Source organism: Pseudomonas sp. XS1P51, from assembly GCF_054897845.1.
Map to the genome: position 1 here is coordinate 3,166,827 of NZ_CM142707.1, position 19,784 is coordinate 3,186,610.

16 protein-coding genes and 3 pseudogenes are annotated in these 19,784 nt (G+C 56.1%); 14 read left to right on the forward strand and 5 right to left on the reverse strand.

What is annotated here, in order from left to right; translation table 11 throughout:
* Positions 1 to 11 precede the first annotated feature (11 nt).
* The 3 genes and pseudogenes from ACYZUD_RS14615 to ACYZUD_RS14625 all read left to right on the forward strand — a co-directional run.
* Positions 12 to 1,148: a catalase family protein gene (locus ACYZUD_RS14615; RefSeq protein WP_462024638.1), complete on the forward strand. Its 1,137-nt coding sequence runs from the start codon at positions 12 to 14 to the stop codon at positions 1,146 to 1,148.
* 367 nt (positions 1,149 to 1,515) lie between these two features.
* Positions 1,516 to 1,891: pseudogene (locus tag ACYZUD_RS14620) on the forward strand (site-specific integrase); the annotation flags it as partial.
* Between the two features lie 377 nt (positions 1,892 to 2,268).
* A pseudogene (locus ACYZUD_RS14625) lies at positions 2,269 to 2,513 on the forward strand (transposase domain-containing protein); the annotation flags it as partial.
* On the opposite strand, the gene ACYZUD_RS14630 reads toward ACYZUD_RS14625, so the two are convergent.
* Positions 2,499 to 3,380: a LysR family transcriptional regulator gene (locus ACYZUD_RS14630; protein ID WP_462024639.1), complete on the reverse strand. Its 882-nt coding sequence runs from the start codon at positions 3,378 to 3,380 to the stop codon at positions 2,499 to 2,501. The pseudogene ACYZUD_RS14625 and the gene ACYZUD_RS14630 overlap by 15 nt on opposite strands.
* Positions 3,381 to 3,477: 97 nt before the next feature.
* Here ACYZUD_RS14630 and ACYZUD_RS14635 point away from each other — a divergent pair, with 97 nt between their 5' ends.
* The 4 genes and pseudogenes from ACYZUD_RS14635 to ACYZUD_RS14650 form a co-directional block, all read left to right on the forward strand.
* Positions 3,478 to 4,857, forward strand: a complete 1,380-nt coding sequence (locus ACYZUD_RS14635; RefSeq protein ID WP_462024640.1) for an MFS transporter — start codon at positions 3,478 to 3,480, stop codon at positions 4,855 to 4,857.
* A 48-nt stretch (positions 4,858 to 4,905) separates the two neighbouring features.
* Complete coding sequence (locus tag ACYZUD_RS14640; protein ID WP_462024641.1) at positions 4,906 to 5,490, forward strand: carboxymuconolactone decarboxylase family protein; 585 nt, start codon at positions 4,906 to 4,908, stop codon at positions 5,488 to 5,490.
* A 548-nt stretch (positions 5,491 to 6,038) separates the two neighbouring features.
* Positions 6,039 to 6,368, forward strand: coding sequence for a hypothetical protein (locus ACYZUD_RS14645; RefSeq protein WP_462024642.1), 330 nt, complete (start codon positions 6,039 to 6,041; stop codon positions 6,366 to 6,368).
* A 131-nt stretch (positions 6,369 to 6,499) separates the two neighbouring features.
* A pseudogene (locus ACYZUD_RS14650) lies at positions 6,500 to 7,101 on the forward strand (ArdC-like ssDNA-binding domain-containing protein); the annotation flags it as partial.
* A gap of 170 nt (positions 7,102 to 7,271) precedes the next feature.
* On the opposite strand, the gene ACYZUD_RS14655 reads toward ACYZUD_RS14650, so the two are convergent.
* Together ACYZUD_RS14655 and adhP are read right to left on the reverse strand one after the other, a co-directional pair.
* On the reverse strand, positions 7,272 to 7,469 hold the full coding sequence (locus ACYZUD_RS14655; RefSeq protein WP_007901093.1) for a DUF7740 domain-containing protein: 198 nt from the start codon (positions 7,467 to 7,469) through the stop codon (positions 7,272 to 7,274).
* A gap of 327 nt (positions 7,470 to 7,796) precedes the next feature.
* Complete coding sequence (adhP, locus tag ACYZUD_RS14660) at positions 7,797 to 8,807, reverse strand: alcohol dehydrogenase AdhP (protein ID WP_462024643.1); 1,011 nt, start codon at positions 8,805 to 8,807, stop codon at positions 7,797 to 7,799.
* A gap of 487 nt (positions 8,808 to 9,294) precedes the next feature.
* Here adhP and ACYZUD_RS14665 point away from each other — a divergent pair, with 487 nt between their 5' ends.
* From ACYZUD_RS14665 to ACYZUD_RS14675, 3 genes are all read left to right on the forward strand, one after another.
* Entirely contained in the window at positions 9,295 to 10,686 is a 1,392-nt protein-coding gene (locus ACYZUD_RS14665) for an NAD-dependent succinate-semialdehyde dehydrogenase (protein ID WP_462024644.1), read from the forward strand.
* A 50-nt stretch (positions 10,687 to 10,736) separates the two neighbouring features.
* Entirely contained in the window at positions 10,737 to 11,192 is a 456-nt protein-coding gene (locus ACYZUD_RS14670) for a VOC family protein (protein ID WP_462024645.1), read from the forward strand.
* A 171-nt stretch (positions 11,193 to 11,363) separates the two neighbouring features.
* Positions 11,364 to 12,164, forward strand: coding sequence for a beta-propeller fold lactonase family protein (locus ACYZUD_RS14675; RefSeq protein ID WP_462024646.1), 801 nt, complete (start codon positions 11,364 to 11,366; stop codon positions 12,162 to 12,164).
* A 778-nt stretch (positions 12,165 to 12,942) separates the two neighbouring features.
* Here the strand turns inward: ACYZUD_RS14675 and ACYZUD_RS14680 are convergent.
* Complete coding sequence (locus tag ACYZUD_RS14680) at positions 12,943 to 14,304, reverse strand: aminotransferase (RefSeq protein WP_462024647.1); 1,362 nt, start codon at positions 14,302 to 14,304, stop codon at positions 12,943 to 12,945.
* Between the two features lie 173 nt (positions 14,305 to 14,477).
* Entirely contained in the window at positions 14,478 to 15,203 is a 726-nt protein-coding gene (locus ACYZUD_RS14685) for an IclR family transcriptional regulator (protein ID WP_462024648.1), read from the reverse strand.
* A 347-nt stretch (positions 15,204 to 15,550) separates the two neighbouring features.
* Between ACYZUD_RS14685 and ACYZUD_RS14690 the strand changes: the two genes are divergently transcribed.
* From ACYZUD_RS14690 to ACYZUD_RS14705, 4 genes are all read left to right on the forward strand, one after another.
* Complete coding sequence (locus tag ACYZUD_RS14690; protein WP_462024649.1) at positions 15,551 to 16,705, forward strand: extracellular solute-binding protein; 1,155 nt, start codon at positions 15,551 to 15,553, stop codon at positions 16,703 to 16,705.
* 72 nt (positions 16,706 to 16,777) lie between these two features.
* Positions 16,778 to 17,869 carry an ABC transporter ATP-binding protein gene (locus ACYZUD_RS14695; RefSeq protein WP_462024650.1) on the forward strand — a complete coding sequence of 364 codons (1,092 nt, stop codon included), beginning with the start codon at positions 16,778 to 16,780 and terminating at the stop codon, positions 17,867 to 17,869.
* Positions 17,866 to 18,879 carry an ABC transporter permease gene (locus ACYZUD_RS14700; protein WP_462024651.1) on the forward strand — a complete coding sequence of 338 codons (1,014 nt, stop codon included), beginning with the start codon at positions 17,866 to 17,868 and terminating at the stop codon, positions 18,877 to 18,879. The genes ACYZUD_RS14695 and ACYZUD_RS14700 overlap by 4 nt, the downstream gene beginning before the upstream one ends.
* Positions 18,876 to 19,784, forward strand: a complete 909-nt coding sequence (locus ACYZUD_RS14705; protein ID WP_462024652.1) for an ABC transporter permease — start codon at positions 18,876 to 18,878, stop codon at positions 19,782 to 19,784. Before ACYZUD_RS14700 ends, ACYZUD_RS14705 begins: the two co-directional genes overlap by 4 nt.

Genomic DNA, 19,784 nt, shown 5'->3' on the forward strand with positions numbered 1-19,784 from the left:
AGGACTTACCCATGCTGATCACCCTCTGGCTGCGCCTGGGCGCTTTTCTTGGCAAGGCGCTGCTTTGGTTGCTGACTATTGGATTACTCGGCTGGGCGCTGGCCGCGGCGTGGTTCGCCTGGCAGCAGCGCGGACCGGTGTCGGCCGAAGAACTGATTCCTGACGGTGAAGCGGCGATGACCCGGGACATCATTCAGACGGCCGTACGCATCGTCGACCAACACCGCGAAAGCACTCGCTATCTGCGCGATGCTCACGCCAAGGCCCATGGCTGCGTGAAAGCCGAGGTTCAGGTTTTGCCGGATCTGGCGAACGAACTGCGCCAGGGCGTATTCAGCGAACCCGGCAAAACCTGGCAAGCGACGATGCGCTTATCCAACGGCAATGCTTACCCGCAATTCGACAGCATTCGCGATGCTCGGGGCATGGCGATCAAGTTGCTCGATGTGCCGGGCAAACAACTGCTGAGCGATCAGCAAAGTCGTGGCGAACAGGATTTCGTGATGTTCAGCCATCCGAATTTCTTCGTCAGTGATGTCGCCGAATACCGCCAGAATGTGGCCGCCCAGGCTGACGGCAAGAAAGTGATGGCGTTCTTCCCGGGTTGGGACCCGCGGACCTGGCAGATTCGCCACCTGTTTATCGCCCTGGCGACACTGTCACCCGCCCCTGACAGCCCGACCCGGACCACTTACTTTTCGGTTTCGCCGTACAAATTTGGTGAGGCCAATGCCAAATTTCGCGTCATGCCGGATCCTGATAGCTGCCCGGCCTACACCCTGCCTGCGCAAAACCAGAAGTTGCCGAACTTCCTGCGCAGCGCGCTGAACCAGCAGCTGTCGACCGATCGGGTGCCGGCGTGTTTCGTCTTGCAGATCCAGCATCAGGACCCGGACAAGTACATGCCAATCGAAGACACCAGCATTGAGTGGCGTGAAAGCGATGCGACCTTCCAGACGGTGGCGCGGATCAACGTGCCCGCCCAGGACTTCGATACACCCGCGCTGAACCTGCAATGCGATAACCAGTCGTTCAATCCATGGTTTGGCCTCGAAGCACACCGCCCAATTGGCGGCATCAACCGGTTGCGCAAAGCCGTGTACGAAGCGGTCAGCGATTACCGACACAGTCGTAACGCCGAACAATAAGAAAGCAGAAACGAAAAAAGCGACCCAAGGGTCGCTTTTTCAATGAGGCTGGCACAAAGCCAAACCCCAGACAGCAAAAAGCCCGCATCAAGCGGGCTTTTTCCGTGGTGACCTGGCGTTCAGCGTTCCAGGTTACCGAATATAGCGCAGCGGACGGGATCATAACTCATCCTCTAAATCACTGAAAGATTGAGGTTTCCATAGTCTAGCGTGTCGTTGATGGACTTGATTATGTACTTCTAATGAACGGCTGGCAATCTGAGGACCGCATCGTCTCGATGCAATGCCCGAGCGTATATAGAACCTCAAACCATCAGAACCAACCGCACGCACTATGATCCGGTGTAATCCAAGAACCTGGACCGGCAAGCAGGTGGGTGACCGCCAGGCCCGATTCAAAAACCGCAAAGCCTCTCAAGACGTCGTCATAACGATACCCTGATGCTTGCCGTCGGCCAGAACGGGTGACTGGACGCCTCATGACCTGCGCCGCACAGGCGCTAAGATGATGCAGGCTTTGAGGTCAGCCTGGACGTTATCGATCGCTGTCAAAATCATGTACTGGCCGGCTCCCGGGTGAGGCGCCACTACCTGCATCAGGACTATGCAGAAGAGAAAAACGCGCTTGGAACTTATCGGGTGATCGACTCAGCGAGGTTTTGTCCTCGACCTACGAATATCAACCCTCCCAGATGATGAGATTTCCAGCGTACGCCGCCACTGGATCCCCGCCGCCTTCATAGGAAAGATTCTTTAATACTTAATCTTTCCTAGTTTTTGTAGAGATGCGATACGTAATGGAGAATTGCCCTATGGCTGTCTCGGTATTTCCGTTCCCAGGGGAGGTTACGTGGAGCCCTTTCAACTGACGATACGCCACTCTGATTTGCGCCACTGGATGCAGGTTTACTATCCCGATCAGAAGCCCGGCTTTCTGTTTGAGTCCGGCAGAGACGCTGATCAAAAATTCAGTTTCGGAACCTTCCTTGCGCTACAAGCGGATAGGGATACCCTCCTACGAGAGCTGAACACGCTACAGCATCACCTCCAAGATATTTTGGTAGACCTCCGGGCAATCGGACTTGAACGAGATGACCTCAAAGCAATGGTCAAGACGCATGGGCGCTCGAACTGGCTGTTTGCTGGATCGCTACGCATCGGGAAGCGGGCGGCGGCGATCATGAGTTTGATCCAGTCCGCACGCATGAACGGACATTATCCGTATGCTTATTTGAAGGACGTGCTGAATGTTTGCCGACGCAGCGAGCCAGTATGATTAATCAACTGCTGCCGCATCAATGGAGCGCGTCTGAGTCAAGAAAGGGTCGGCGTGTTGGCAACAGCTGGGGCTCAACTAGCATTTGAAGGCAACCCCAAGCCAAGGGGTTCAAGTAACTGCAAAATTTCATCTGCGGTCTTGCGTACCACCGTGTCGCTACGGCGATCAGGGTGCATGGCGACCCAAATGTCGAGGCTGAGCATAGGAAGATTGCTGTCGAGCTTAACTAGGCGATTGTCCCGATCACCGATAAAGCATGGCAGTCCTGCAACGCCAATTCCGGTACAAGCCGCTTCGTATTGGTGGCTCAAATCAGTGACCTCGCAGGCAACGCGCTTCGAACCGATTACTTCGTAAAGCCAACGCTTGTGCGCAAAGTCACCTTGCCGGTCGGTGTAGCCGACGAACTCCCATTTTTGCTCATCCAGTGCATTCGAATAGTCTCGCTGCGCGTAAAGAGCAAACTGCATGAGGCCCACCTTTTTGACGATGTCCGTATCTTCAATTGGTGGCGACAGACGCAACGCCAAATCTGCCTCCATGCGCGACAGAGACACGAAATGAGGCTCGCTAAGAATTGAAAGCTGCACCATCGGTGACATTCTGGCCAACGCAGCCAAATTAGGGGTTAAAAAATGCCTGGCGAGGATCGGGGGGGCCGTGATCGTTACCTTCGTCCGCACAGCAGCCTTGGACGATGAACACTTTCGCTCAATGGCGAAAGCCTTTGCTTCAATGTCCAAAACGTCCTGGAAGATCTGCTGGCCTATCGCAGTCAGGCGCGACTCACGCGGGAGTCGATCAACCAAACGTACATTGAGTTGAGCTTCCAATGCGGCCAACCTTCGGCTAACGGTGGCTTGATTGACGTTGAGCACACGTGCAGCTCCCGACAGACTGCCTGCCGTTGCAACGGCTAAAAAAAATCGCAGATCTTCCCAGTCCATAGCCATGCAAATATGCAATGAATGTGTGCGAATTCTAGTATTTACGCATGACTTGTCAACGGTTACCGTCCAGTCATTGATATAACACTGCGACTCCAAACTCATGACCAGCACTGCACGTAAGACCACCTCATTAGCCGCGATCCAGATCGCAGCTTGCTTGGGTTTTCTAGTCGTCCAACTCGATGTCAGCGTGGTCAACGTCGGTTTAGGCGCGTTAAAAACCGCATTTGATACAAACTTGACGGGGCTGCAATGGGTCATCAACAGCTATGCACTAGCCTTCTCGGCATTGCTGATCCTTGGGGGCGCGGCGGGTGACAAGTTTGGCGCCAGAACCGTGTTCGCGTTCGGATTCGCACTGTTTACCGTGGCCTCCATAGGCTGTGGCTTGTCAAATAGCATGAGCATGCTCATCTGTATGCGTGTGGTTCAAGGGGTGGGGGCAGCCCTGTTGGTGCCTACCTCCCTGACGCTGATAAGGCTAGCTTTCGACGATCCTGCCAAACGCAGGTCAGCCGTGGCAATGTGGGGAGCTTGTGGCGGTATCGCTTTGGCTGCTGGGCCGGTCATGGGCGGCCTGCTAATCGAGTGGCTCGGGTGGCGGAGTGTTTTTCTACTCAACGTCCCCATCGGCATTCTCGCCATCGGATTGATCATGCGGTATGCACCGTCTTCCCCTCGCATCGATAAGAAAGTGGACGTACCGGGGCAAATCAGTATTGGTATTTGTCTCGCGTCGTTGACGTATGCGCTGACCGAATCAAGTTCTAAAGGCTGGGTGACTGAAACCATCTCGACCATGGCCGTTGCCGTGTTTTGCGCAATTGCGTTCGTTTTAATTGAGCAACGTGTAAAAAACCCAATGCTCCCAACACGATTGGCCCGAAACAAAACCCTGGCAACCACGGCATTGGCCGGCGCCGCCATCAACCTCACCTTCTACGGCACGGTGTTCGTATTCAGCATCTACTTCCAGTCGTTTCTACACTACGACGCTTTTAGAACCGGCCTGGCATTTATACCGCTCACAGCGGTACTGACTATCTCCACGATGGCCTCGTCTCGGATTGCCAAGAGAGTCAGCGCACAACGCATCATCAACGTAGGCTTCTTGATTCAGGCAGTCGGCTTCCTGGCGCTGGCCCGCGTCACTTCAGAGACTTCGCTTTGGTACCTGAATATTGCTTTGATGATAGTGGGTATCGGCAGTGCCTCGTCCGTGCCCTCTATTACCAATTCGATGCTAGCGTCGGTGTCTTCGCATGACGCCGGTATGGCGTCGGGATTGATGGCGTCGGCCAGACAGCTAGGCGGCGTGATCGGTGTTGCCGTGTTTGGGGCCATGATCACCAGCACCGACCCTGCTGCTTTTTCCAAAGGGTTATCTACTGCGATGATAGTCTCAGCATTGGTTTTGTTGGTCTGCATCGCTGTGAACCATTGGGTCAGCCGTACGTCCCAACTGCCAGTCAGCACCTGATTACCAATAAACCTCTCAACCATCAACTTGAGTTTACAGGAGTACCTTATGGCCAACCCAACCGGCTCCAATGACAAAATCAGTTCGAAGGTCGAAATCGATTACCCCGATTTTACGAAGTTGCCTGATCACGTCCGGGAAAAGTTCGAAAAGCTGCCAACGAAGGTCAACTTCTTCCGGATGCTGGGTTACAGCCCAGGAGCATTCGTTCCGATGATTGATCTGACCAATGCAATATTCAGGGATCTGACCATCTCTGATTATCACAAGGAGATGATGGTTCTACTCTTGGCTGCACATGAAAATGTTGCCTACGAATGGGAGCAGCATGTCTCCATCGCGCAGGCTGCGGGCGTTCGCCAGGATCAGTTCGTTGCCATAGCAGAGGGCTGTCTGGAGGATGTCAAAGCGTTTAAAGAGGACGAGCGCGTCCTGCTCCGGTTCGGCCAAGCGATTCTCGACAAAGGTAAAGCCCCGGGCGTGCTGTTCAAACACGCCTTGGAACATTTCTCGCTTCAGGAATTGAGCGATGCAATTATCGTCATCGGGTACTACCGGATGTTATCAGGCTATATCCAGACCTTCGATATCGCCATTGATGCACAAAAGGATGGAAACTGGATCAAGGGTTGAGACTGATCCGAGCACGGTGTTCAGGGCGGCAGTGATGACTGCATCAATATCCGCTTGACGGGCTAGGACGGGCGCGCACCTACTTTGACCCCTAGCCCGTCCGCGCCTCAGGGGCTTAGATAGGCGCCTGTGTCTAAGCCCCTGTGTCGGAAGGTCACTCCGAGCCTAACCGTTTGTCAGTCAATCCGGCCAAAAAAACAAGGCTGGCCTTCAGTAGGCTTAGTTCGTCTAACGCGTTGGTTTATCTCGTTGCTATTCACGAACAGCTCGGCTAAACCCGAGGTATGGATCGCTGTGATCGACAGCACCTGCCCAGGTAGCCAGAACCTTCAAGGCTACGTCACTTCGGTGATGGTTCTCCCCAAGTGCGATTAGCGTTCGGTGGCTCGCACGGTGACCGTTGCTACGGTGATGAACGCCTACTGCTCTCCTGAGCGCCTTTCGAGCGCTGCTCGTGAGATAAGCCCTCTTGATTTTCTTCAACCCACTGCGGGGAAATCTTTCCCCGCACAGGACAGGTTTCTTCGCGTTTTCAACGGAGACATACCATGCCCGACTCACTTACACCGGAAACACTGAACACCCTTCGGTTGCCCATCGTGTTCACTCCTGGCGCGTGGCAACGCGCAGTACTGCTCGAGCGTTCCGATCACGCTGAGAAGCTGAAGGTCGATCGGCTGAGCCACGTATTGCGCGCAGCCTTCGAGGCTCACCTCGCCTCTCCACACGAGCCCTATGTGCTGTTCGAGGTAGTCCACATTGAGCCAACCGATCACCTCAACCACGACCCGTTGCTGCAATTGAGCCTGAGCCTACTCCAGGAACTGGGTCAGCCTGGCGCCTTGCTGATAGCGCTTGCAGGAGAACACCAGCGCTAAGCGCAATTGGCGGCGCCCACCTCCACATTCGGACGGCATGCAAGACCTGCATCAATCCAGTACATCACCCAACCGGGGACCCCTCCCCGACGGGCAAGGCGTTCCTCCGTTTTTCTCTCGAGGAAAATGCCATGCGCGATATCTACCAAGACGTGACTGACAAAATCGTTGCCGCTTTGGCCCACGGCGCAGCTCCCTGGATCAAACCCTGGTCCTCCAGTGGCTCCGCTTACATCGGTCATCAACCCTACCCCATCAACGCCATCACGCGACGTCCGTATTCGGGCATCAATTTACCGCTGCTCTGGCCGAGGCCAGGTTGCAGGGGCTCACTCAAGATCGTTGGCTGACCTTCAACCAAGCCAAAAAGGCCGGTGGGCATATCCGTAAGGGTGAGCACAGCACTCTGGCGGTGCTCTACAAGCCGATGGAGCGCGAGGAACAGACCGAGTCAGGCCAACCCGTACTCGATGAAAACGGTCAGCCTAAGGTCGCTCACTTCGGCATTCTCAGGACGCATTTTCTGTTCAACACCGAGCAAACGGAGGGGCTCGAAATGCTCAATGAAACCCTACTCGAGACGAAACAGAGTGATCCCTTCCAGCCCAACAGCGCCGCGGAAAATCTGCTGTTACGTTCGGGTGCACACATCGTTCATCGATCTGCCGACGAAGCCTTTTACCACCCGATCAGGGATCTCATCCAACTGCCGACAAAAGCACAATTTCACGATGTAATGGATGACTCACGATGCATGAACGATGGAGTTTGATCGTTACCTCACCGTTGCAATCGCATCACAGGGCCCAACGCGAGTTGGGCCCTTTTTCTGCGCCCAGAAAAATCCCCATGCCGCGGGGCTCTGATGCAAAGAGTCAGGGATGGGCACACACCCGCAGCCTGTCATTCCGCATCCAGGTTCTGCGCCAGAAAATCCACCAACTCGAGCGGACTTCGGCTATCGATTACCTTGTAGATCAGATCACGCTTACTGCGCGGCAACTTCTTGACCACGCTCTTCGCCGAGGCACGGACGGCTTCGTCAGTCCCATGGATACGTGCCGCGAGCAGCAGCACGAGCGTGGCGTCAGTGAGGTTCATGGCAAGACCCAAAAATTTGCCCTTCAATGTACCTACAATTGTGTGCGCCGTAATCCCCGCAACAACCTTTGCCTGGTAGACTAAGGTCTCTTGCCTTCACCTCAATCAACCAGTCGGGGCGGTGACCATTTCTTGGAGTTGCCCGGTGGCTACCGCAAGATGCGGCATATGCCAGCGCGTGCTTTGAATATGTGCAGATCAAGCACCTTATCCTTGCCAAGCGCAGCGGGCGAAATTGTGTGAAAGTTGAAAATCATGTAGTAATCAAAGATACGTGAGCCAATAGAATTGGCATTGGCAGCCGGTTTAGCGACTGCCAATGGCCCCTTAATTACTTAAATCAATCACCATACGACCTTTGATTTTACCCTGCTGCATTTCGTCGAAAATCTCATTGATATCCTCGATAGGGCGCAATGTCACTTTAGGCACCACCTTGCCTTGCGCGGCAAACTCGAAGGCTTCAACGAGGTCTTGTCGCGTGCCGACCAGTGAACCAACCACCTCGATCCCGTCAAGCACCAACCGAGGAATATCGAGGCTCATGGCTTCAGGCGGAAGCCCGACTGCGACCAGGCGTCCACCGGCACGCAGGGCATCCACCGCAGAGTTGAACGCGACCTTGGCGACGGCCGTCACGACAGCGGCGTGGGCGCCGCCGACCTTCTCCTGAATAACTTTTGCGGCATCCTCGTTACGTGAGTTGATGACCAGATCGGCGCCCATGTCCCTGGCGAATTGAAGTTGATCGTCGTTGATGTCCACGGCAATCACTCTGGCGTTGAACACATTTTTTGCATACTGCAACGCCAGATTCCCCAAGCCGCCCAGCCCGTAGATCGCGATCCATTGCCCGGGGCGAATATTGGAAACCTTCACGGCTTTGTACGTCGTCACTCCGGCACAGGTCACGCTGCTCGCTGCAGCAGAATCAAGCCCATCAGGCACTTTCACGGAGTAATCGGCGACGACAATGCACTCTTCGGCCATGGCGCCATCCACGGTATACCCGGAGTTTTTTACCTCGCGACAGAGTGTCTCGTTGCCGCTGTTGCAGTATTCACAATGCCCGCACCCTTGGAAGAACCACGCGACGCTGGCCCGATCGCCGGGTTTCAGCGAGGTGACGCCTGGCCCTACCTCCTGCACGATACCGATGCCTTCATGGCCCAGGATCACCCCGGTTTTGTCACCGAAATCGCCATTCTTGACGTGCAGGTCAGTGTGGCAGACGCCGCAGCACTGCATTTTGAGGAGCGCCTCACCATGCTTCAGAGGCTGTAATGTTTTTTCGGTCACATTCACGCGATGCCCTTGGGCAACAACTGCAGCTTTCATACTTATCTCCTTGTATTCGTGAGTGAGCTTGCGTTACAGCAGTCCAACAAGTGCCAGAACAGTACAGCACCACCCTTCAAGCGGTCCGAGGTCTGGCGCAATGCCCGCAACCCGGCCCAGGATCGGGGAGTCAATGGATGCTATTGCTGCGCCATCGGGTCGCCGACGCTACCGTTCTTATGGCACAAGTCGCGGAAAAGGGGGATGCCTATTAGTCAGGCAACCCGCGCAAGGACGCCTCTTCTTTGCCTTTCTATGACAAAGATCAACTGGCGAGGCTGATCGGCAGAGCATCGTGGCCTCTTTCAGTGACCGTCGCCGCGGCCCTTGAAGCCAAGTGATGTCCCAGGCATGTCGCGCTTACAGGCACGTGCGACCTTACGTTCCATGCTTGAAACCTGTTACCGGTGTACCTTCGTCAGTCCCGGCACATGCACTCAGCGGTGGGTTGACCCATTAGTCGAAACGGTTATGGAGTAGCGTTTACATGGCGTACGCAACGATCAATCCCTATACGGGCGAGACACTGCAAACCTTTCCCGATGCCACCGATGCAGAGGTGACCGAGGCCATCGGCAAGGCCCACGAGGCTTTTCTGGTCTGGAAGGACACGCCTTTCGCCGAGCGTGCACGCATCCTGCAGAATGCGGCCCATCTTCTGCGCAAGGACAGCGACGCCTTTGCCAAGGTGCTGACGCTGGAGATGGGCAAGCTGTTTGCCGAGGCGAAAGCCGAGGTCGAGTTGTCGGCAAAAATCTTCGAATACTACGTGCGCAATGCTGAAACCTTGCTCAAGCCGGAGAAACTCCCGGTTCTCGATCCTGCCGAGGGCGAGGCGGTGGTCGTGTGCGAACCGCTCGGCGTGCTGCTGGCGATTGAGCCGTGGAATTTCCCTTATTACCAGATCGCCCGCATTCTGGCGCCGCAGCTTTCTGCCGGTAATACCGTGCTGCTGAAACACGCGGCGAATGTGCCGCAAAGCGCGGCGCGCTTTCAACAGTTGATGAAAGATGCCGGTCTGCCCGACGGCGCCTTCCGTAACCTGTATGCCACGCGCTCGCAGATCGAGCTGATCATCAACGATGCCCGAGTGCAGGGCGTCGCCTTGACCGGCTCGGAAGGCGCCGGTGCGGTGGTTGCGTCACAAGCGGGCAAAGCGCTGAAAAAATCCACCCTGGAACTCGGCGGCGCCGACGCCTTCGTCGTGCTGGCTGACGCCGACCTGGCGAAAACAAGCCAATGGGCGGTGTTCGGCCGGCATTGGAATGCCGGGCAGGTCTGTGTGTCCTCCAAGCGCATGATCGTGGTCGATGCGGTCTATGACGACTTCCTCGCGCTCTATCGCAAGGGCGTTGCGGAACTGGTGGCCGGCGATCCCTTCGATGCGAAGACGACCCTGGCGCCGCTCTCCTCGCAAAGCGCCGCCAATGAGGTCAAGCAAAAGATCCTCGAAGCCGTGAAGCTTGGCGCCAAGGCCGAAGAGGTCGGGCCGCCCGTACCGGTCGAAGGGGCATTCGTGCAGCCGACGATCCTGACCGATGTCGCTGAGGACAACCCCGCTCGCTACTGGGAGTTCTTTGGCCCGGTGTCCATGGTGTTCCGCGCCAAGGATGAGGACGATGCGGTGCGCATCGCCAACGACTCGCCCTTCGGCCTCGGCGGTTCGGTGTTCACCTCGGATACGGCGCATGGCGCAGAAGTCGCGAAGAAAATCTCCACGGGTATGGTGTTCGTCAACCATCCGACCAAGGTCGAAGCCGATCTGCCTTTCGGTGGCGTGCGCCGCTCGGGGTATGGCCGCGAGCTGATCGGGCTGGGGCTCAAGGAGTTCGTCAACCACAAGCTGATTGTCGTGGTCGATATCGACGCACCGTTCTGAGTTCCAACGCAGCCCTTTGTCCCTGGAAATCGAAATCGAGGAGACCTGACATGGTGAACGTCATCGGCATCGATCACTTGGCCATTCGTGTCAGTGATCTGGAACGCTCCAGGGCGTTCTACGATCAGGTACTCGGTTTCCTGGGATTCACCATGGAGTGGGAGTTCGACCGGGTTATTGGTTGGACCAACGGCGAAACCATGTTTTGGATCACCGAAGCCGATGCCCAGGGTCGCAAACATAAGCACCGGACCGGCGATGTGGGCTATCACCACTATGCGTTCGAGCTGGCCGCGCGTGAGGACGTCGACGCGCTCTACGCGTTCCTGCTGGATCAGGGGATTACGATTGTCGACGCACCCGCTGATTATCCGGACTATGGCGAGGGCTACTATGCGGTCTATTTTCTCGACCCCGATGGTCTGAAGCTTGAGGTGATGTTTTTCCTGGAAAAACAAAAGCGGCGCATGCTCGGAAAATCGCGAAGAAGTGACCGCCAGAAATGAATATCTTTATTCACGTATGCTATTGAAAGCTTAGATACCCCCCCACGGTTCGCATTTCAAATGTTTCAGGAAGAAGTGATAGCGGCCCCTACCCGTTACGATCAGGCAAGCAAACAACTGTTGATGGATACCTTCCTTCAAGTGGTCAACCTGAACAGCAGTCCTTAGAAGGTGACGAGGCTCGAACTGGGTAGCCATCCTCAGGCGGTGGCGATCGATCGCAGCGGCCAATGGGGGCTGGTCACGTGTGTGGACGGTGGAGTGCGGCCGTTGCGGATCGATGGACAGAACGTTTCGCTGATGGACAACATTCAGATCGGCGCCAAGCGTCTGGCGGGTGTAGTTTTTACCCACGACGGTCAGCACGCCCTGGTTGCGTTACGCGACGAACAGGGCATCGCGGTGCTTAATCTGAAGGACGGCAAATGGGTGGACAACGGTGATCGCGTGTCCAGCGGCGTGGCGCCTTACGCCATCGATATTTCAAGCGTCGGACATTGGGCGGTGGTGGGTAACGCGGGGTTGGCGGGCCTGTCTTACAAAGGACGCCTGGCAGGCAACGAGGACAGCGTGACACTGATCGATGTTTCGAAAACCCCATTCCGGGCTGTACAGCAGATCAGTGCGCCCTCGCGGCCTGAAGGCGTGGCGATTTCTCCGAATGGCAAATGGATCGCCGTGCAGTCAATCGACGGTTCGAATCTGACGCCCGACAACCCTGGCGCTCGCGCTCATGGTCGGGTGACATTGTTTTCAATTAACGATGGCAAAGCTGAGAAAGTGTCTGAGGTCGCCAACGGGATAGCATCCCAAGGCATCGTTTTCAGTGCCGACAATAAGCATGTGATAGTGCAATACAACGTCGAACGTCAATTGGGTTTATTCAATCTCGAAGGCCGGCAACTGGTGGATACCGGCATGCGAATCCAACTCACCGCGGGCCCATCTTCGATTCGCAGCGCGCCACGCTGAGGCCAGCCGATAAACGGGGCGGGTACTTGAATTCTGCTTCCTCAACGAAGCGTTTAACCGGGCCCTGCCTCACCATTGCCGCGTCCCTTCGACTAACAAAACACCTCATTTCAACTGATTGAAGTGTGGACGGTGACGCTCCTCTAGCACTTGTTCCTTCGGGCTGCTTCACGTACACCTTCAAGACCCATCGACGCGCAACTGATCCGGCTCTGTGTCCGGGGCGCGGGAGGCGTGTCGGTGTTCCCCTTGGCTACGTCCCCTTCCTCCACTATCTCCGCAGGGCCAGGCCCTTTGTTCGATGGCTTCTCAGGTACTACGGACGTATCCGACTTCTCAGCAACGTGGACAGCAGGGTTACGGCTTTTGGCCTTTCCTGCACCGGGCGGAGCTGAGATCTCCCAGCTTCTGTGCGAAGGACTTCCCGACGTGCACAGGGTCTCCGACCGCGCGGGATCAGAGCATGACTGGCGTATAACGCCATGCTCCGTGCTGCCTTCTGCTTCGCTTAACAGCATCGGCATCTCGGACTTCTGATTTCGCGGCTCAATGGCTGGCCCATCGGTTCCCCCTGTCAACGCCTCACCCTGCACCTCACGGTGCAGCATGCATGATTCGGGGTCTGGTTGATTCGCCATTCTTACCAGTATCGAACTTTCATCGACTATCCTCCGCCAGCTTTAACTGGCGCACCAAGCGTTCGATGAGTGCTTCACTTTCTGTCGGATCCCAGCCCACTATCGAGGGGTTCTGCAGGAAGTTGGCGTACAGCACGGTTTCAGTTTATATCCGCGAATGTTGCGTCCAAGGCGTCTTTAAGAATCGCGGCCATACTACGCAGCTCATCGCCAGTTATGATCAAAGGCGGGGAAAAGGCGATGCGATTTCCCACAAAACGCAGAATCAGGCCGCGGGCACGGCAGTGATCATCAATACGCTGGGCGATCTTCAAGTGCGCAGGGTGCATTTCGCGAGTGGCCTTGTCTGCCACGATTTCCAAGCCGCCTATCAACCCGCAACCACGAAAATCACCAACCAATGGATGCTCGATCAGGGCCCCTATGGCGCCCAGGAAAACAGGTTCCATGGCTTTGACGTGGCCGATCAGATCCATCTCTTCATAGATGCGCAGCGTCTCCAGTGCCACGGCGGTCGTTGCCGGATGGCCAGCGTAGGTATAACCGTGAACAAACCGGCCCATCCGGTCGCTTTGCACGGTCATACCCTGGAGAATTCTGTCGTTGAGCAGCACTGCGGAGATAGGCTGCATACCTGCTGACAGTGCTTTGGCACAACAAATCATGTCTGGGTTCAGGCCGAAAGTCTGGGTCCCCCACATTTCCCCGGTACGGCCGAACCCGCAGATGACTTCGTCCGCCACCAGCAGGATGTCGTATTTGCGCAGGATCTTCTGCACCTTATCAAAATAGTTGCTCGGCGGCAGAACCGCACCGCCCGCGCCCATTACTGGCTCAGCCCAGAAGGCCGCAATCGTTTCTGGCCCCTCTTCAAGGATCATTGCTTCGAGCTTTTCAGCGAGGCGCGTCGCGTACTCCTCCTCGGTTTCGTTTTCGAGTTGGTTGCGGTAGTAGTTAGGGAAATCGGTGTAGAGGAAGCCGGGGAATGGCAAACCAAATCCATCATGGAATTCGCTCTTGCCGGTGAGGCAAACACCAATAGCAGTGGAGCCGTGATAGCTCATACGCCGCGAGATGATTTTGCGCTTCAGCGGCTGGTTCTGGGCATTCCAGTAGTACCAGACTAATTTGACAGCGGTGTCGTTGGCCTCGGAGCCCGAGCACTGCAGCAGCACATGGGACATGCCCTGCGGGGCAATCGCCAGCAGCGCCTCACTCAAGGCCAAGGCGTGGGGCGAGGTCGCGTTGCGAAAGGTGTGGTAGTAACCAAGGTCTTTGATGGCGTCATAGGCCACTTTGGCTAATCGCTCACTACCAAATCCGAGGGACGCACACCACAAGCCTGCAGCGGCTTCGAGATAGCGCTTGCCCTGGTCATCGTAAACGTAGACGCCTTGACCGCGCTCGATTACGAAAGGATTTGAGTCCATGCCTGCCTGCACGTGGGTGTGCGGGTGAAGCATGCCGCCGGAGGAAGTCTTGCTGCTGTCGCGGGTATTCATAGTCACTCCAAATGATACGGATTTGGCAGAAGACAAGAAAAAGAGAAGCAAAGACCGCAAAAATAATAATTATAGTTTCATACAGTAGAATCTGCTATTATACAGCGGAATATAACAACCATATCTAGATGACGTCAATTGGCAGGGACAGCTATCAAACCCAGGGCACGGACTCACGACTCACCATAAAAGCGTGAGCCCAGGTCTATACTCAAGGCCGCAGCCTTGTTGAACACCAGCCGACGGTACTCATTGACCTTCTCTGGAGTAAAACGAGTGCTTGGCCCTGACAACGTAAGAGCGCCAACCAGCCCCTGACCCGCGGCAAATACCGGCGCGGCGATACCCGTGATATCTGGCCCGCGCTCGCCCGTTGACATCCTCGGCAGGCTGGCAAGCACCTCGTTGCTGGCGGCTGTCGCGCCATCCGTGGCGGTGTAGGAAGTCAAGATATGTCCTGCAGCACCACGATCCAGCGACACCGCCTCACCCTCAGCCACGTGTTCGCGCAGAATCTGGACGGAGTCTTCACGGAACAGGCAGACGCGCATATCCCCTTCTCGACGGAAAAACGAAGCGCTCTCCCCCGTGGTCTGCATCAGCTCGTAAAGCGCGGGACGGATCACCGACTCCAGACGGAAGTTGCGCTGATAAAGCGCGCCTAGTCGCAAAGCCTCCGCTCCCACGCGGTATTGCTTGTCAGCGGAAAGAATCACCAACCGCGACTGCTGTAACGACGTCAACAGGCGCATGGCCGTACTTTTGACGTAGCCACTGCGGCGGCTGATCTCGGTCAGGTTCAGGGATAGGGATGCGTCGCTGAACAGGCTCAGGATGTGCAGCGCTTTATCTACAGCTTCGACGCCTTTGGTCTTACGCTCGGGAGGAACTGAACTCATGTTAGGGGAGGTCCATTGTTGAATGGTCGACTCAGGTCGCGCGGGCATAGCTCTGAAAAGGCGGCGCACGGACGAAAGAAATCAGTACTTGACACATGACGATTGTTTTATGATTCTATTATCATAACATAAATTCTACCTAGTAGAACCTTTCTGTATTTACATTCCCTTCTTATCGCTGCGCGCAACAATTATCCCGATCGGACCCCAGAGCTCCGGCGCTTGCATCATGACTTGCTACTGTTCGCTGCCATCCTGAAATTGATGCCTTGCACGGCATGAGTTCGAGTCCCGAGATCGGGCTCAGCCTCTGCCAAGCGAGGGTATGACTCTCCAAGGGGAATTTCATGAAGGATGTAAACGATACCAACACTCAAGCTTCCCCAACCGTCAGCCGTCGAAGTGTGCTCAAGGGCGCCATGGTTGCCGGTGCTGCGATAGCCGCAGGGCCAGCATTCATCCGCAACGCGTTTTCATCGTCCGGCGAGCTCAATTTGCTACGTTGGACTGATGAAATCCCCGCAACAGTTATCGAGGCGTTCACCAAGAAAACCGGGATCAAGATCAACACCACGCCCTTCGGCCAGAATGAAGAACTCATCAACAAGATGATGGCAACCGGTGGCGAGGGCTTTGATTTGTGCATGCCCTCCAACGGACGCTCCCCCCAATTCAAAGAGCTGGGCCTGCTAGCCCCATTCGACGAGTCCAAGCTATCGCTGGACAACATAACTCCATCGATGATGAGCAACTCACTGAAGTGGTGGACGTGGGAAGGTAAGCTTTACAGCCTGCCCCACTGTTGGGGCTCTGAAGCGATTGGTTGGCGCACCGATCAGTCCACTCTTGAATACCCTACTTTAAGTTATGGCACCCTCTGGGAGCCGGAATATATGGGCAAGATGCAGGCGCGCCCGCACTCGCTGATACTCGGTACCGGCTTGTGGATGGACGCGACTGGCAAGCTGCCAAGCAACCGCATGCTCGACAGCTACAAAGACGAAGCCACCATGCGCAAGATCTACGACCAGATCCTTGCCTTCATGGTGCCAAAGAAATCGCAGATCAAGCAGTTCTGGGACAACGCCGACAGCACCAAGGCCGGTTTCATGAGCAATGGATGCAGCATTGGTCAGGTATGGGACGGTCCGATCATTTCCCTAATGAAACAAGGCTCTCCGGTAAGGATGATGGCCCCCCAAGAAGGCGCTATTGCCTGGATCGACGGCTGGGCATTATCCATTGGTGCGACCAATAAAGAACAAGCCTACGAGTGGCTGAACTTCCTGTTCACCCCTGAAGTGAACGCCATGGTGGCCAACGGCACGGGATACAACCCGATCATCAAAGGCGCCGATCAGTTTCTCACTGCCGAATCGAAAAGGATTTTCGCCGAGACCTACCCAGGCGATGCCCTCGACCGTCTATGGCAACGCCAACCCGAGTTGCCTTGGTACGCCGAGATTCGCAACCAGTATGCGGAAAAATTCAAGGCTGCCTGACCTCAGTTTCCGCGCATCAAGCGCGGGACCGAGCGAGCGAAGACGAGTGCAACCGCGTAGATGGAGATTGATATGGCAGTTACCGTAGAGTTTGACCAAGTAGGTGTAAGTTACGGCTCTTTTAACGCAGTGAAGGACGCCAACCTGACCATCGAGCCAGGAGAGTTCTTCAGTTTTCTGGGACCGTCGGGCTGCGGCAAGACCACCTTGCTACGCACCGTATCGGGCTTTACCGAGCCCACTGCCGGCACAGTGCGCATCGGCGGCAAAGACATGCGCGGCATAGGTCCGAACCAGCGACCCACCGCACTGATCTTCCAGAATCTGGCGCTGTTTCCCTTCATGAGCGTGGCCGAGAACATCGGCTACGGCTTGCGCGTGAGGGGTGTCGGCCGCTCGGAAAGAGATCAGCGGGTGCGCACCCTGCTTAATCAGGTCGCCTTGGCTGGTCAGGGCGACAAGCGTGTATCCGAGCTGTCGGGCGGCCAGCGACAGAGGGTTGCGATCGCTCGGGCATTGGCAGTCGAGCCATCGGTACTGCTGTTGGATGAGCCGCTTTCGGCACTTGACCTCAAGCTTCGCCAACACATGCGTAAAGAGCTGCGCGACATTCAACAGCGTGTGGGCATCACCTTTATCTACATCACCCACGATCAGGGTGAGGCCTTGACCATGTCTGATCGTATTGCGGTCATGAATGGCGGGGTCATAGAACAGGTGGGGGATGGGCGAAGCATCTACAACGAACCGCGCACGCCTTTTGTCGCCTCCTTCGTGGGCGAAAACAATGCATTGATCGGCCGGATAGTCAGCGTCGATGACCAGTTCGGCATGCTCGACACTGCCCAAGGACAGCTGAGCGCGCGCAACCCGCTGCACTTGTCCGCAGGCGCTGCAGCAACTTTGTTTGTCAGGCCCGAACGCCTGCATCCGGGAACGCACCCTCAATTTCCGATGATTACAGGGGTGGTTCAGGATATAAGTTTCGAAGGCCATATGACTCATCAGCGGCTGCGGTGCGCTAACGGCCTGATCCTTTCGCTGAGCCTGCCTGCCAGCAGTGCGCAGGCTTGTCGAAGCACGGGTGAGAGCATGACAGTGAACTTCGACCCGATGCACGCCTGCCTGCTGCCCGATAACATCGGGCGAGGCTCCAGCCAATGAACATTATCCCGGTGATATTCATTGCCGCTACCTTGGTGGTGGCAGTCTATACAGTGGCTGCATTGATCGAACGGCGACGCGATCCCCACCCCCCGGCCCATTTCTTCCGGCGCAATGGCTGGGTCATGGGCGTGGCGATCCTGTTGCTGGTCGTCATCTGGGCGCTGTTCAGCATTGTGCTGCCACAATTCTTCATGATCGATCTGTCGTTCCACCACATGCTGCCACCGTCCCAAGTAGGTGGGCCACGGGACGTCTACACCCTGGAGAACTACCGATACTTTCTGTTCGGCAGTACTGTCAGCACGGCCGAATGGAACGATATTCACCTGCGCGCCTATGGCGTCACAATTGTAGCGAGCATTGCGATAACCCTGCTTAACCTTGCACTTTGCTATCCGCTGGCGTTTTACATGGCGCAGTCGGCCTCGTTGACGACCAGCCGAATCCGCCTTTTTTTCCTGCTGCTGATCACCCCTTACTGGGTCAACGACCTATTGCGAGCGTTCGCCATTCGCATCCTCTTGAGTGATCAAGGGGTGTTCAACCAAATGCTCATGGGGCTGGGCATCATCAGCTCACCAGTGGACTTCATCGGTGCCAATGTCGGGCTTTATATGGGCCTGAGCTATGCGTACCTGCTGTTGATGATTTTCCCTTTATACAACGCCATCGAGAGCCTGGATCGCAACCAGATAGAGGCCGCCCGCGACCTCGGTGCCCCGTGGTGGCACATTCACTGGTTCGTTGTAATACCCCACGCCAAACCAGGTATCGCTTCGGGTTGCACGCTGGTGTTCATGCTGTGCTCCGGCGCTCTGGCCGCGCCGTTGGTACTCAGCGGCCCACGCACGCTGTGGTTTACGCCCATTGTTTATGACCGTTTTTATCAGGCGTTCAACTGGCCACAAGGAGCTGCCTACGCTTTTATCCTGCTCGCTGGCTGCATCGTCTTTGTGCTGGCAGTGCTGCGTTTGACGCAGCTGAAACTTGGAGAGGTGGCAAAATGATCAAGCGCTTATTGCCCAGGCTGTTGTTCTGGATTTACTTGCTGGCCTTCTTTGGCTTTTTATTGGGCCCACTATTGGTAATGGGCGTGACAGCTGTCAATACCCCAGCGTATCCACAGGTATACCCGTTCGAGGGCTTCACGCTGCACTGGTTTTCGGCTTTGCTTGGAGACCGGCAGCTGATCAACGGGATGAGGACAAGTCTGTGGATCGGCTTGATCGTGACGCTTATCTCCGTACCCACAGGACTTGCCGGCGCGATTGTCATGACCCAGATCTACAAGCGCGCACGGTCGGTCTACTACCTGGTTGTAGTATCACCCGTGCTGACACCGGGGATTATCATCGGCATCGCTACCGTGGTGTTCTGGCGACAGTTCGCAACATTGACCGGCATGAAGCTCGCCTACAACGGCATCTTTCTCACGGTTATGGCTCAGGCCAGCTTCATCTCGGCCTATTGCATGCTGATCATCCTGGCGCGTCTTCAGCGCTTTGATCGCACCCTGGAGGAAGCGGCGCTGGACCTGGGTGCCAGCTACCCTCAAGTGTTTCGGCATATTCTCCTGCCGTTTCTGGCCCCAGCGCTGTTCTCGTCCGCGATGCTGGCGTTTCTGTCTTCCTTCGAAAACTACAACGCGACGACATTCGCCATCCTCGCCGATAAAACCTTGACCACAGTGATCGGTGGCTGGTTGCGTAGCGGCACCACGCCAGCCTTGAGCGCTCTGACAGTGCTCATCGTCGGCACCACACTGGCGGGCGCCCTGGCTTTCGAAATATATCGCCGACGCACCGACCCCAACCGACCCAAACGGGCTCCGCGCAGCAAGCGGGCCACTAGTCAGGCGGCCGTCGCGCCTCTGGCCTCATCCCCCCTTTCCCAACCGCTCTCGAACACATAG

Excerpts from the sequence above, each read along its gene's own strand:
- ACYZUD_RS14615 (WP_462024638.1), top strand. The coding sequence starts at position 12 with ATGCTGATCACCCTCTGGCTGCGCCTGGGCGCTTTTCTTGGCAAGGCG.
- ACYZUD_RS14630 (WP_462024639.1), bottom strand. The coding sequence starts at position 3,380 with ATGGCTATGGACTGGGAAGATCTGCGATTTTTTTTAGCCGTTGCAACG.
- ACYZUD_RS14635 (WP_462024640.1), top strand. The coding sequence starts at position 3,478 with ATGACCAGCACTGCACGTAAGACCACCTCATTAGCCGCGATCCAGATC.
- ACYZUD_RS14640 (WP_462024641.1), top strand. The coding sequence starts at position 4,906 with ATGGCCAACCCAACCGGCTCCAATGACAAAATCAGTTCGAAGGTCGAA.
- ACYZUD_RS14645 (WP_462024642.1), top strand. The coding sequence starts at position 6,039 with ATGCCCGACTCACTTACACCGGAAACACTGAACACCCTTCGGTTGCCC.
- ACYZUD_RS14655 (WP_007901093.1), bottom strand. The coding sequence starts at position 7,469 with ATGAACCTCACTGACGCCACGCTCGTGCTGCTGCTCGCGGCACGTATC.
- adhP (WP_462024643.1), bottom strand. The coding sequence starts at position 8,807 with ATGAAAGCTGCAGTTGTTGCCCAAGGGCATCGCGTGAATGTGACCGAA.
- ACYZUD_RS14665 (WP_462024644.1), top strand. The coding sequence starts at position 9,295 with ATGGCGTACGCAACGATCAATCCCTATACGGGCGAGACACTGCAAACC.
- ACYZUD_RS14670 (WP_462024645.1), top strand. The coding sequence starts at position 10,737 with ATGGTGAACGTCATCGGCATCGATCACTTGGCCATTCGTGTCAGTGAT.
- ACYZUD_RS14680 (WP_462024647.1), bottom strand. The coding sequence starts at position 14,304 with ATGAATACCCGCGACAGCAGCAAGACTTCCTCCGGCGGCATGCTTCAC.
- ACYZUD_RS14685 (WP_462024648.1), bottom strand. The coding sequence starts at position 15,203 with ATGAGTTCAGTTCCTCCCGAGCGTAAGACCAAAGGCGTCGAAGCTGTA.
- ACYZUD_RS14690 (WP_462024649.1), top strand. The coding sequence starts at position 15,551 with ATGAAGGATGTAAACGATACCAACACTCAAGCTTCCCCAACCGTCAGC.
- ACYZUD_RS14695 (WP_462024650.1), top strand. The coding sequence starts at position 16,778 with ATGGCAGTTACCGTAGAGTTTGACCAAGTAGGTGTAAGTTACGGCTCT.
- ACYZUD_RS14700 (WP_462024651.1), top strand. The coding sequence starts at position 17,866 with ATGAACATTATCCCGGTGATATTCATTGCCGCTACCTTGGTGGTGGCA.
- ACYZUD_RS14705 (WP_462024652.1), top strand. The coding sequence starts at position 18,876 with ATGATCAAGCGCTTATTGCCCAGGCTGTTGTTCTGGATTTACTTGCTG.